This is a genomic window from Pseudomonas sp. UYIF39, from assembly GCF_029963765.1.
GTDB lineage: Bacteria > Pseudomonadota > Gammaproteobacteria > Pseudomonadales > Pseudomonadaceae > Aquipseudomonas.
Genome location: NZ_JALBYU010000001.1, coordinates 456,473 through 469,194, shown reverse-complemented (window position 1 = coordinate 469,194; position 12,722 = coordinate 456,473). Strand labels below are relative to the sequence as shown.

Here is a 12,722-nt window from a genome sequence, read left to right as displayed (position 1 = left end):
AGCCTTAGCTCCCGGTACGAATCTTGTTCCAGACCCGCGTGCGCACTCGGTCGATGTTCAGCGGCATCGCCTCCAGTGCAAACAATTTCCCCATCATGTCCGGGCTCGGATAGACCTTGGTGTCATTCTTGATCGCAGGGTCGATCAGGCTGTCGGCCTGCTCGTTACCGTTGGCGTAGTGCACATAATTGCTGATGCTGGCCATGACGTCCGGGCGCAGCAGGTAGTTCATGAAGGCGTAGCCGGCCTTTTCGTCCGGAGCGTCTACCGGCATGGCGACCATGTCGAACCAGATCGCGGCGCCTTCCTTGGGAATCGCATAGCCGATGTCGACGCCGTTCTTGGCTTCTTTCGCTCGGTTTTCGGCTTGCAGAATGTCACCGGAGAAGCCGACGGCCACGCAGATGTCGCCGTTGGCCAGGTCGCTGGTGTACTTGGACGAGTGGAAATAGCTGACATACGGGCGGACTTTCATCAGCAGCGCTTCAGCCTTTTTGTAGTCTTCCGGGTTCTTGCTGTGATGCGGCAGGCCCAGGTAGTTCAGTGCCGCCGGCAACAATTCGGGGCCGTTGTCGAGGATGGCCACGCCGCACTTCTGCAGCTTTTGCATGTTTTCGGGTTTGAAAATCAGATCCCAGGAGTCCACTGGCGCGTTATCACCCAACACGGCCTTGACCTTGGCGATGTTGTAACCGATGCCGGTGCTGCCCCAGAGGTACGGGAAGCCGTGTTCGTTGCCCGGATCGTTGGTTTGCAAGGCCTTGAGCAGCGCCGGGTTGAGGTTTTTCCAGTTCGGCAGTTGGCTCTTGTCGAGTTTCTTCAGCGCCACGCCTTGAATCTGTCGCGCCATGAAGTGGTTGGACGGGAAGACCACATCGTAGCCGGATTTGCCGGTCATCAATTTGCCGTCGAGGGTTTCGTTGCTGTCGAAGACGTCGTAACTGAACGGGATGCCGGTTTCTTTCTGGAAGTTTTTGGTGGTGTCCGGGGCGATGTATTCCGACCAGTTGTAGATCTTGACGGTCTCGGCCGCGTGGCCGAGGGTCGCGAACAGCGCAAGTGGAGCCAGAGTCAGAGTCTTTCGGATCATGAGTCGATTCCTGATGGGTTTGTTGTTGTTGGCAGGCAATCAGAGGATCAAAAAATCAAAACGTAGGTCTTGCGCACGGTTTCCTGGATATCCCAGATACCGAGGCTGTTAGCTGGCAACATCAGTGCATCGCCGGCTTCTATGTGCAGGGTTTCACCGTCATCCGCGGTAAACGTGCAGCGCCCCTGGATGAAGTGACAGAACTCCTGGGCGACGATCTGCCGCCGCCAGCGACCGGGGGTGCATTCCCAGACGCCGGTTTCAACGCCATCGTCGCGTTCAACGCTGGTGGTCGAGGCCACCGCCACGGGCATGCCCAGTGGTACGGCGACTGGATTCGACTCTTCCAGCTTCAGGGTTGCAGTGTTCTTGAATTGCGTGATGCTCATGGGAGTACCTGTCGATTGAGCCTATAGATAAAAAGCGCGCCATTTACTGCATGAAACCTTCCATGAAGCCGGCAATACCGCTGGCCAGTTTGCGACGCCATGGTGCGGTGGCCGGGTTGGCCAGGGTCTGGTCTTCATGGGCGAAGCTGCGGATGATCGCGTTGTAACCAAGCCAGCGGCAGGGCTCCGGCTCCCAGGCCCGGAGCGCGTCGAGCCCTCCCTGGATGACCCACGGCTGGCGAACCAGCTCGGTGTCGCGCTGCAGAATCAGGTCGGCCAGAGTACGGCCACCGAGGTTGCTGGCACCCACGCCCTCCCCGCCATAGCCACCCGACAAGGCGATGCCGCTGGCCTGATCGCAGAGCATGTGCGGCTTGAAACGCCGGGACATCCCCAGATTGCCGCCCCAGGCATGGGTAATCCGCACGTTCTTGAGCTGCGGGAAGAGTTCGCCAAACAGATAACGCCGCAGCTCCACTTCGCTGGTGGTCAAGTCGAAGTCATGGCGCAACTTGGCAGCAAACTGATAACCGCCCCGCGCGCCGAACACCAGCCGGTTGTCAGCCGTGCGCTGACCGTAAGTGACTTGGCGGCTGCTTTCGCTGAAGGCCTGGCCGCGACTCAGGCCGATTTCATCCCACGTGGCAGCGGATAGCGGCTCGGTGGCCACGATCAAGCTTTGCACCGGCAGCTGATAACGGCCCAAAGGTGGCAAGGTGACCGAATAACCTTCGACCGCCGGCACGATCCAATGGCTGCGAACCGAGGCTTTCGCCGTGCGCAGGCCACCCGATTGCCATTGGGTGACCGGACTGTTCTCGTAAATCCTGACGCCCATTCTCTCCACCGTCCGAGCCAGACCTCGCACTAACTTTGCCGGGTGAATGGTCGCGACGTGCGGTGCATAGATACCGCCATAAGGTTTGGCGACTCTGATCTGTTGCGCCAACTGCTCAGGGCTGAGCCAGCGGTAATCACTTTCGGTCAATCCCTGGCTATAGAGCGTGTCGAGATAGTGACGAAGGCTGGCTTCCTGTTCCGGATAGCGGGCAGCGCAATACAGCACCCCGCTTTTGCGGTAATCGCAGTCGATGTCTTCACGCTTGAGGACAATCCCGACTTCATCCGGAATGCCGTGCAGCAAATCGAAAGAAGCCCGGCGCTGTTCGGGCGGCAAGTCGGCGAGCAAGCGGTCTTCGCCCAGCACATTGCCCATCAGCCAGCCACCGTTACGCCCCGAGGCGCCAAAACCGGCGGTTTGCGCTTCAACGATGGCAATGTTCAGGTCGGGCGCCTGGCGTTTGAGGTAGTACGCGGTCCAGAGCCCGGTGTACCCCGCGCCAATGATGGCGACGTCGACGTCCAGATTCTGTTCCAGCGCCGGACGCGCCAACAATGGCTCGTCGAGTTGATCCATCCACAAACTGATAGTGCGCCACGCCGACATGCAAGACTCCGCCACTCAAACTTCGATGGCGTCGATCCTAGTGCGTGGACTTAGGGGCTGTCTTGCGCGCGTGCACGCAAAGAAATTTGTTTTACGTAGGCTTTGGGCGACTGGCCGGTGTGCTGACGGAAGCAGCTGTAAAACGCCGACAGCGAATTGAACCCGGCGGCAAACGCCAGTTCGTCGATACGCAGTGGCGGCGTGGCGGTATCCAGTCCCGCGAGCAAATGCTGCAGGCGTGCCTGGTTAACGTATCGATAGAAGCTCTGGCCAAGCACCTGATTCAGCAGGTAGGAAATCTGATTGCGGCTATACCCGCACTCCTTCGCCACCCGTTGCAGGTCGAGTTCGGGATCGAGATAAGGTTGTTGGCGCTGAAAATACTGCTGCAAGTCTTCAGCCATGAAACTCAACTGGCGTGCAGACAGCCCGAGTCGACTGACTGCCGGGCGTTGGCTGCTGGCGGCTTTGCTGACGGGCTGTTCATGCATCAGCGAGGCGTATTCGTTGACCCGCCAGATCAGTCCGTCACGGACGGTAATCGCCTCGCTGGCCCGGAACGATACCAGGCCTTCGCCGCCGCGAAGGGTTATACGGTACTGAATGAATGCCGTGTTGCCGTCCAGACGAATACGGTCCGAGTGCTCCAGGGCCTCATCGGGATCTCGGGGCATGCTGCTGCGCACGTATTCACGTAATTCGGACAGCCCCATCACACGGTTCTGGAAAAAATCGCAGTACTGAATCTCTGGGTGATAGAGCGCCATCACCCCGTCCAGGTCCCGGTGTTTCCAGCGCAAGTGATAACGCATCACCGTGTCACCCGTGGCCTGGGTTTGCAGTGGACCATCATCATCGGCGTGCATAAAGGACTCGGCGAGAAAAAGCCGAGCTTGCCGAAATTCCATCTCGGCTTCAATGGCCAATGAATGGCCAACCAGTGGTAGCCAATTGCCGGAAACCCACCATTCTCGTGACCTGCATCAAAAAAACTGAACCAATCGCCAAATGGCCTGAAAAATCCACATTATCTTCACATCTGGATGCTACTTTTAAAGGCAGTCACCGGTTGAGCCATTGAGGGCTCTTCCCTCCTAACATGAGCTAAAGGAAGCGCTCGATGAATAAGGCGGGCTACATATGAATAAAGGGTTTAGTAAAGTCACCTTTCCAAACGCCTGCCAGCTGATGCGCTGGCATTTTCATCCCATGGGTTTCGAGGCGAGCATGGATGCGCCGGGCAGCATGATTGCCCGTCTATTTGACCGTGCCAGTGGCGAGACCATGATCGCCATCGCCGGCATTCCTTGCGCGACGGTAATGAATGCTGCGGATGTAGAACGAATAATCGAAGCGGTGGAAGACGAGCTTGAGGCTTTCATTCCACCCGCCGCCCTCAGGAGCTATGCCTGAAGGCTGAACACTCAACAACAAGCCCACGTCAAGTGGGCTTTTTTGTACGCGACGATCTTTGACGGTTCACGCCGATGTCTTGCCCAGTCGGTGATCGGCAAAGAACGCCTTGCCTTTGCCGATCCGATCGGAAGCTTTAGGCAGGTTGGCTGCCTGGGTGTCTTGCCCATCGACATACCAATAGCAATGACTCACCGCCCGAGTGATGCCGACGTAAGCCAGTCGCAGGATCTCGTCTTTCTGTGCGCTGTCATACGCTTCGCTGTCGCCTGTCTTGCCAAGACCTGCCATGCGGTAGATCTGGTTCTTGTACGGTGAACTGGTCAGGTGCTGACAATCACCCAGCAGGAACACGGCGTCAGCCTGAAGTCCCTTGGCGCTGTGATAAGTCAGTTGCTTGAGGCGTCGCGCCTCGTACGGCAAGCTAGAATCCACATCAACTACAGACTGAATATGTTCTTCTATCAATAACTTATCGCTACTTTTTCGATAAAGCATCAAGATTGAGTCGCCCTTTCTGTAATGCTCCATCAGGCGTTTGGCCATGCCTGGATCGTCACGATCGAGAACGTTAACCGGCAGCAATGACTTCGGCTCGCCACTGGCCTTGGCCTTCTTGCCAGCGATCGCTGGCGCTGCACGAACGATATGTTCGGCGGCATCAATGATGTGCTGATGGCTGCGATAGTTGTCGCTGAGCATGACTTTGGTCGTGCTCGGCGACGGAAACTCCTTGCTGAATTCCATGAAGTACGTCGGCGAACTGCCCCGCCAGCCATAAATGGACTGCCAGTCATCGCCAACACAGAGCAAAGAGGAACGTTGTGCGCCGCGCCCCACGTGCATGGCCGGGCCGCGACTGCGGATTTCCGTCAGGCTCGCGCGGATCCAGGAAACAATCTGCGGCGATACGTCCTGAAATTCGTCGATCATCAGGTGCGACATCGGCCTGAGCAACTCATCGTTCAGCAGTTTCAGGTTTTCCGGCGAATGTTCGCTGAACAAGGCGAACATCCGGTTGTAGGTCATCACCGGTGGTTTCTGATCGAGCAAGTGATCTTCCAGCGCTCGCCAGTACAGGCTCAAGGCCTCGAAGAAAAACCGGTCCGGGTCGTCCTTGGCAAAATTCATCTGGCCCACGGCATTGGGTACATCCAGGCCAAGATTCTCGATAAACCCGGCGGCAGCGACAAAACAGTCCAGTAACGGTGCAGAGCTGAGCTCGCCCTTGACCTTGTAATCGAAGCCCGGCCCGGCACTGGCATCGCCTCCAAGAGACGCCAATACACGTTTTGATGACTCGTAACTATCCAACCATATCAACGGCTTACGACAGAAAGCTTGAAACAGAGTGCGCTTTACCGCCCATTCCGCGCGCACGCTCAATTTGGCATTCGGGCGGCTGACCTGCGGGTTTTCCCGGGGATCGAATCCCAGCACCACCCAAGCGTCTAGGCTCGGAATATAGCCATGACAATGAAACGTTGAGCCGTTGATATCGAACGCCTGGCGCTTCGGTTCGATGCCTTTGATTGGCCAGGCGCCCGCGCGAAACCACAAATCTTCGATTGCGTCGCAGAGCTCTTCATCTCGCTTGGCGGCCAGTTCGGTCACGGCCATGCGCTTCTGCACGTCCGGGTGATCGCGCTCCAGTTCCTTGAGTTGCAGCGCGTGACGGGACAATGGCTTGATTAATTCGCGAAAGCGCTCATTGCGAGTGTGCAGGCTGTGATAACAAGCGTTGAGTTGCTGGCGCTGGGCGTCGTTGATGCGCAGGTCGAAAGGATTGCTGTCGACCTCCTCGTCGCCGTTTTGCGCACGATGACTGAGGTTTTCGAAGGCTTGTAGCCGCTCGAAGCCCGGTAGACTGCGAACCATCGGCAGGATTCGCGAATGGAAGGTGCGCACCAGATCTCGCGCCTCTTTGAAACTGAGTGACCGGCCCCAGAGTGCAAACAGCTCGATCAGTTTGTTGATGAAATCTTTGCGCGACTCACGGGTAAAGGTCACTACCGTCATCGAACTCAGCTCGAACCCCAGATAGTGGGTCAGCAGCAAAATACGCAACACCAACGTGGTCGACTTGCCCGCACCCGCGCCGGCAATCACCGAGGTCGAGGGTGTGTCACTGAAGATCATTTTCCACTGCGCGGCGCTGGGCTGGGCGTGCGGTGGCAGCAGTCGAGCGACATCCGTCTTCATGCGCTTCTTCAACTCAGCGCTCAACATCAGACGCCAATCGTCGAACAGATTCTCGTCAACGGTGGGCGGCCGGTGTTCGGTCGAGCGCGAGTCACGGATCAGTAATACCTGCCGGCCTTCCTCCAACCCTTCAAGCTTGCCTTCCTTATAGCCGTAATCCACCCCGGCGCTGTGCCCACTGCGAAAGCCGTCGGCCTGGCCGTGCAGCCAGGATGCCCGGTGCTGTGCGCGCAGACGCGTCAGGCCGTGACCAAAGAAACGGGCGGCCAGACGCTTGAGCAGCGGCATCTCGGCCAAGGGACGAAGTTCAGGAGGAAGATCGGGGGTGTGTTGCGGCACGCGGGCTGACTCCAGGGTGTGAGGCTGTTGAGGGCTATGGTGTCTGCATTTGCCGTTCAGTTCTAGTGAAATGCTTACAGGTCATTGGCTTATGCGATGAAGTGAAGGTTGGGTGAGAATATTTCGAGGTCATTTGATATCAAATTATTCGATTGTATTGAGGCATTTTTTACGCTTTTTATCGATCAGTGCCTGATAGATGATGCTCGCCATCAACCACCGGTTCGCGTTTCGTGGCTCAGGCGCTCTGCCCCCATGACGAACCTTTTCAGGAGACGATCATGCTTGAACTCAGACCTTTCAAATCCCTGGGCGGCGCCAACCATGGCTGGTTGGATGCTCATCACCACTTTTCGTTCGCCGAATACCATGACCCAAAGCGCATGAACTGGGGCAACCTGCGGGTGTGGAACGACGACGTGATTGCCTCTGGCACCGGCTTCCCGAAACACCCGCACCGAGACATGGAAATCATCACTTATGTCCGTGAAGGCGCAATCACTCACGAAGACAACCTGGGCAACAAGGGTCGTACCGAAGCGGGCGACGTTCAGGTCATGAGCGCCGGCACCGGGATCGCCCACAGTGAATACAACCTGGAAGCGTCCGAGACCAGGATCTTCCAGATCTGGATCATCCCGAACGAAACCGGTTTGGCACCGTCCTGGGGCGCCAAGCCTTTTCCAAAAGGCCAGCGCGAAGGTTTCGTAACGCTGGCGAGCGGTAAGGCAGGCGACGATCAAAGCCTGCGGATTCGAGCCGACGCCCGATTGGTGGCCGCAAACCTGAAGGCCGGTGAAACCGCCGAGTATCGCCTGGACAATGGCCGTCGCGCCTATCTGGTACCGGCGACTGGTGTCATTGAAGTCAATGGCTTGCGTGCACAAGCTCGAGACGGTATTGCGGTTGCCGATGAGCAAGTGTTGCGGGTAACCGCCATCGAAGACAGTGAGATCGTCTTGGTGGACCTGGCTTGATCGGATAAATGCGGGACAAAAAAAGGGGCGACCGTCATGGCCGCCCCTTTTTACATTCTGGATTACTTCGCAGAGATCGCGCCGTCCACCAGTGTTTGAGCTTCTGCCACCAATTGCTTGAGGTGTTCGTCACTGACGAAGCTTTCAGCGTAGATCTTGTAGATGTCTTCGGTGCCCGACGGACGCGCCGCGAACCAGCCGTTCTCGGTCATGACTTTCAGACCACCGATCGCCTGGTCGTTACCCGGTGCGTGACTGAGGATGCTCTGGATCGCTTCGCCCGCCAGTTGGGTCGAGGTGACCTGGTCCGGCGACAATTTGCTCAGCAGTGCCTTCTGCTCAGGGTTGGCCTTGGCATCGACGCGCACCGAGAACGGTTCGCCCAGCTCATCGGTCAAGGCGCGATAGGCCTGACTTGGGTCGCGGCCGGTGCGGGCGGTCATTTCTGCGGCCAGCAGTGCCGGGATCAAGCCGTCCTTGTCGGTGCACCAGACGCTGCCATCCTTGCGCAGGAACGAAGCACCGGCACTTTCTTCGCCGCCAAAGCCCAGAGAGCCGTCGAACAGGCCGTCAGCAAACCACTTGAAGCCGACCGGCACTTCGTACAGGCGACGACCCAAACGTTTTGCCACGCGATCGATCAAGCCGCTGCTGACCACGGTTTTACCCACGGCCGCATCGGCGCGCCATTGCGGACGGTTCTGGAACAGGTAATCGATCGATACGGCGAGGTAGTTATTCGGCGCCAGCAAACCACCGGACGGGGTCACGATGCCATGGCGATCATGGTCCGGGTCGCACGCGAATGCTACGTCGAAACGCTCTTTCAGACCGATAAGGCCCTGCATGGCGTGAGTGGACGATGGGTCCATGCGGATCTGACCATCCCAGTCGACGGTCATGAAGCGGAAGGTCGGATCGACCTGTTTGTTGACCACTTCCAGATCCAGGCGGTAATGCTCGGCAATCGCCGACCAGTAGCGTACCCCGGCTCCGCCCAGCGGATCGACACCCAGATGCAGCTTGGCATCACGGATGGCGTCGAAGTCGATCACGTTGATCAGGTCGGCGACGTAGGTATTGAGGTAATCGTGACGATGGGTCGTGTTGGCCTTCAGCGCCTGTTCGTAGCTGATGCGTTTGACGCCGGCGAGCTTGTTGCTCAGCAGTTCGTTGGCCTTGGCTTCGATCCACTTGGTGATGTGGGTATCGGCCGGGCCACCGTTGGTAGGGTTGTATTTGTAGCCACCGCTTTGCGGCGGATTGTGGGACGGCGTGATGACGATGCCATCCGCCAGGCCTGACGTGCGTCCGCGGTTGTAGCAGAGAATGGCGTGGGAAATGGCCGGTGTCGGGGTGTATTCGTCACCCTCGGCGATCATTACCGTCACGCCGTTGGCGGCCAGCACTTCAAGGGCACTGGCGCCGGCCGGGGTGGACAACGCGTGGGTGTCGATGCCGACGAACAGCGGGCCGTCAATGCCTTGGGCTTCGCGGTACAGGCAGATTGCCTGGCTGATCGCCAGAACGTGCCATTCGTTGAAACTCAAGTCGAACGAGCTGCCTCGGTGCCCGGACGTGCCAAAAGCTACGCGCTGGGTCGAAATGGCGGCATCGGGCTGGCCGGTGTAATAGGCCGTTACCAGTCGCGGGATGTCGACCAACAGTTCTACCGGTGCCGGTTTGCCCGCAAAAGGACTGAGTGTCATGCAAAACCTCTGAAGTCGAGTGGTTCAGGAATAGGAACGCAGTTTACTGGCAGTTTGACCGCAGCGCGATGGGATCGATCCATGAGTCTCACGCAGGGTGTGTAACCCCGTTCAATCGATCGACTCCAGACGCAAGGCGTCCCCTAACAAGCCCATTGCCGCGCCAAGATCGTGATCGCCGCCGAAGGTGTGACTCAGGCGCAAGTGTTGCGCATGCAAGCCCTGGAGACTGAACAGTTCTCCCGGTGCGATCACCACATGGTGCTTGAGCAGGCGCTGGAACACCCGACGTACATCGACCTGGCGTAGCGAACGAACCCAGATGGTTGCACCGCCCTGGGGTTCGACAAAGTGCAAGGCATCTCCCAGACGCTCCTGCAACAGCTGCGTCATCTGCACCTTGCGGTCCTTGAGCATCCGCCGTAATACCTGAAGGTGCTGATCGACACGTCCGTTGCCGTACAAGCGAGCGATGGCTTTCTGGCGAATCGGTGACAAGCGGAACGAACGCAGCAGAAAGTACCGTTGCAGTTCAGCACTGAAATGCCGCGACAGCAGATAGCCGTATGGCGCCTCCGGTCCGATGATTTTCTCGAAGGTGGAAAACACGATCAGCCGATCGGGGTCCAGCAGGTCGCGAAACCGATGGCCTTCCGGTTCGAATCCGAGTTCGCCGTAGCAGTCGTTTTCCAACACTCAACTGCCATGTCGCTCCAGCAACTGCGCGACGACTTGTCGGTTGTCGTCGGGTGCCAGGCTGCCTCGCGGCATGTTCAGCCCGGATGAAACCATCACCAGCCGCACCGGCTGGGTCTCCAACAGTTCCTTGAGCCATTCGACGTCCAGGCCACCGCTGGATTGCACCGCCAGCTCGATCACTCGCACCTGCGCAGCCTGGAGCAACCGCAGAATCGCCCAGTCGCACGGCGACTCGACCAATACAGTGGCGTCCTTGAGATTCAACACAGCGATCAGTATTTCCAGCACTCCACGCAGGTCGGCGCCAATATAGACATCGTCGGCATGCCAGCAGCGCAGCGGCGAGGTGGTGTAACGCGCTGCCACGGCAATACGCAACTCCAGTTCGCCGCAAGGTTGCGATGTCGGTTGTGGCTGACGCGGATACTGGCGCAGCAGTTCTCGTTCCAGCAGTAACAACGGACTGTCGAGGGGTTGCAACAACGCCGGCTCATCTGCGCTCAAGACCAGCATTCCTGGGCGTCTGGCGTTGACATAAACGGTTTCGAGCAGGTCGTTACCACTGCTGAGCGTGCTGATGGAGGACACCGGTAACGCGTAATATCCGGACTTGGCCACCGAATAAACGCGCCCTTCCTTCTCCAGCAGCGAATAAGCGTACTGAATGGTCGAGATCGACACGCTCAGACGCTCCGCCAACTGTCGCAACGAAGGCAGACGGACTCGCGTGTCACTGACCGGTTCGTTGATCAGGTTAGTCAGATATCGATACACCGCCTGATACGCGAAGTCAGTTTCTCGTGGCCCTTTCATGGGCGAGGGCCGAATGCTGTGTGAACGTCATCATGCATCGTCAAGAAATCTGTCAAGCCACGCATTTTCAGCGCCCCGCTAACCATTCATCCGCCACCGCCGTGTCATCGTCATAGTCGGCTGCTGCTTGCACACCCGCGCCGTCGATTTCCAGCGTGCCTGCCCTACCCTCATCCGCAGACACACGGCCCATGCGGTAAAGCTTGCCGATCAAGCTGACAGGCAACCCGCTGACGTCGGTTATCCATTGCAGAACTTGCTCCGGCACCGGATTGCCCTGCATTGCACGGTGCAAATCAGGCATCGCCACGAGCATGCCGGGGTGGCACTGGCGCAGAAAACGCTCAAGCGCCGCGCCATTTTCGACGAAAGGTGAAAAGAGCAGGCACACCAATTGAGCCTCGCTCAGGCCGAGGTTTTTTTGAGCCTCGGCCGTTGCCAGCACGCGCTGCTCGGCGAACGTCGCCGGATTGCCGAACGCCTCTACCGCTTGCTCGCACAACCGTTCCGCCAGTTGTTTGCGCCGCATCATCACCAATGCCCGTTGCAAGTATTCGGCGACACCCGTCTCGTAGCCGTGGTCATGCATGAAGCACGATTGCAAACCCCGCATGTGTGCAGAGATAGAAAGGCTGACGTACTCGTTGTCGCTGAGCTGAGCCGCCAACTCGTCAGGTTGAAAACCTAGAAACTCTGTAAGGAGAGGCCAACGGTCTTCCAGGTTACTGACCAGCATGTCGTGAATATCGATGTACGTGGCGCGACGACAGGCCTCAAATCGTTCGGCCGGACGCCACGCAACCTGGCCATGCTCAGCATAAAAAGCGCGGTAGCAGTCGCTGCCCAGTTCATCGAGCAATGCGAAAAGCTCCTCGTAGCCGGTTTCGTGGTGGTTCGAGGTCTTGAGCCCGGCCTTGGCGGCTGCACGCTTCAACCCGTCGAGAAATTGCTTCTGCTGACGAGGTGAGTCGCTGCTGATCAATGCATCAACACCGCTGTCCCAACGAGCTATTTGCCCATAGAACTCGCCGGTGGCCAGATACCCGTCGTCCCACAGATCAAGCGGCCCGTTCCAGGCGCGACAATGGCCCACCATCAAAAGATTGAGCCGATTCGACTCACGGCCGCCTTCGGAAATCGGCGTCAGGTGGTTGAACGGCAGGACTTCCCGGTCATCAACCATCAACACTTCGACCCGAGGATCGTCGTAGAGGAACAAGGCGCTGTAGCTGCGATGGATGTTTTCCAGAGCCGTCTGGCTTGCGCCGTTCAAGCGCAAGGATGCGACTCGCAACTTGAACGTCGCAGGGGCCCGGCCGGCAATACTCAGCTGTGCAGCGCGCAGCAGCGCCAGGGTGTAACAACTGTCGCGGGACCCGGACTGAATCGCCAGCACCTTGTAATCGCCAATACGCTCCATACCCCCGGCGGCCACCACCAGTCGTTGAATCATCAGCTGCAATGCCGTGCGTTCGGCGCGCGAGAAGAAACTCAGCAATCTCTGCAGTACTTGCTGGTAGACATAGTTCATCGCTTGGTCATGGATATTGGTCATCTTTGGTTTACCTGATGCTTGTAAGTTCGATATCGCGCCAACAACGACACGCGTTGCGCCATGGGTTGCTTGCCACGATTGAAGTACTG

General features: G+C 58.1%; 9 protein-coding genes and 1 pseudogene. 2 read left to right on the top strand and 8 right to left on the bottom strand.

The genetic code is table 11. The annotated features are described in order from the left end of the window. Positions 1-4: 4 nt before the first annotated feature. The 4 genes from MO767_RS02275 to MO767_RS02260 are packed head-to-tail and all read right to left on the bottom strand — an operon-like array spanning position 5 to position 3,792. The gene (locus tag MO767_RS02275) at positions 5-1,090 is read right to left on the bottom strand and encodes a polyamine ABC transporter substrate-binding protein (RefSeq protein WP_282479223.1); all 1,086 of its coding nucleotides are present in this window, start codon (positions 1,088-1,090) and stop codon (positions 5-7) included. 47 nt (positions 1,091-1,137) lie between these two features. Continuing rightward, positions 1,138-1,479, bottom strand: a complete 342-nt coding sequence (locus MO767_RS02270) for a cupin domain-containing protein (protein WP_282479222.1) — start codon at positions 1,477-1,479, stop codon at positions 1,138-1,140. A 43-nt stretch (positions 1,480-1,522) separates the two neighbouring features. Next, the gene (locus tag MO767_RS02265; protein ID WP_282479221.1) at positions 1,523-2,926 is read right to left on the bottom strand and encodes an FAD-dependent oxidoreductase; all 1,404 of its coding nucleotides are present in this window, start codon (positions 2,924-2,926) and stop codon (positions 1,523-1,525) included. Between the two features lie 50 nt (positions 2,927-2,976). Next, positions 2,977-3,792, bottom strand: coding sequence for a helix-turn-helix domain-containing protein (locus MO767_RS02260; RefSeq protein ID WP_282479220.1), 816 nt, complete (start codon positions 3,790-3,792; stop codon positions 2,977-2,979). A gap of 274 nt (positions 3,793-4,066) precedes the next feature. Between MO767_RS02260 and MO767_RS02255 the strand changes: the two genes are divergently transcribed. Then, the gene (locus MO767_RS02255; protein ID WP_008156356.1) at positions 4,067-4,339 is read left to right on the top strand and encodes a DUF1652 domain-containing protein; all 273 of its coding nucleotides are present in this window, start codon (positions 4,067-4,069) and stop codon (positions 4,337-4,339) included. 66 nt (positions 4,340-4,405) lie between these two features. Here MO767_RS02255 and MO767_RS02250 read toward each other — a convergent pair whose 3' ends face one another. Then, the gene (locus MO767_RS02250; protein ID WP_282479219.1) at positions 4,406-6,880 is read right to left on the bottom strand and encodes a UvrD-helicase domain-containing protein; all 2,475 of its coding nucleotides are present in this window, start codon (positions 6,878-6,880) and stop codon (positions 4,406-4,408) included. Positions 6,881-7,161: 281 nt separating this feature from the next. Between MO767_RS02250 and MO767_RS02245 the strand changes: the two genes are divergently transcribed. After that, positions 7,162-7,857: a pirin family protein gene (locus MO767_RS02245; RefSeq protein WP_282479218.1), complete on the top strand. Its 696-nt coding sequence runs from the start codon at positions 7,162-7,164 to the stop codon at positions 7,855-7,857. Between the two features lie 62 nt (positions 7,858-7,919). Here the strand turns inward: MO767_RS02245 and pgm are convergent, their stop codons facing one another. From pgm to MO767_RS02230, 3 genes and pseudogenes are all read right to left on the bottom strand, one after another. Then, on the bottom strand, positions 7,920-9,566 hold the full coding sequence (pgm, locus tag MO767_RS02240; protein WP_282479217.1) for a phosphoglucomutase (alpha-D-glucose-1,6-bisphosphate-dependent): 1,647 nt from the start codon (positions 9,564-9,566) through the stop codon (positions 7,920-7,922). Positions 9,567-9,677: 111 nt separating this feature from the next. Next, positions 9,678-11,078 (bottom strand): annotated as a pseudogene (locus tag MO767_RS02235) (PLP-dependent aminotransferase family protein). Between the two features lie 67 nt (positions 11,079-11,145). Further along, a complete protein-coding gene (locus MO767_RS02230; RefSeq protein ID WP_282479216.1) occupies positions 11,146-12,633 on the bottom strand; it encodes a hypothetical protein in 1,488 nt (495 codons plus the stop codon). Positions 12,634-12,722 lie beyond the last annotated feature (89 nt).

Bases quoted from the DNA above. Each gene is read 5' to 3' on its own strand.
- MO767_RS02275 (WP_282479223.1), bottom strand. From the start codon at position 1,090: ATGATCCGAAAGACTCTGACTCTGGCTCCACTTGCGCTGTTCGCGACC.
- MO767_RS02230 (WP_282479216.1), bottom strand. From the start codon at position 12,633: ATGACCAATATCCATGACCAAGCGATGAACTATGTCTACCAGCAAGTA.
- MO767_RS02260 (WP_282479220.1), bottom strand. From the start codon at position 3,792: ATGCACGCCGATGATGATGGTCCACTGCAAACCCAGGCCACGGGTGAC.
- MO767_RS02245 (WP_282479218.1), top strand. From the start codon at position 7,162: ATGCTTGAACTCAGACCTTTCAAATCCCTGGGCGGCGCCAACCATGGC.
- pgm (WP_282479217.1), bottom strand. From the start codon at position 9,566: ATGACACTCAGTCCTTTTGCGGGCAAACCGGCACCGGTAGAACTGTTG.
- MO767_RS02255 (WP_008156356.1), top strand. From the start codon at position 4,067: ATGAATAAAGGGTTTAGTAAAGTCACCTTTCCAAACGCCTGCCAGCTG.
- MO767_RS02265 (WP_282479221.1), bottom strand. From the start codon at position 2,926: ATGTCGGCGTGGCGCACTATCAGTTTGTGGATGGATCAACTCGACGAG.
- MO767_RS02270 (WP_282479222.1), bottom strand. From the start codon at position 1,479: ATGAGCATCACGCAATTCAAGAACACTGCAACCCTGAAGCTGGAAGAG.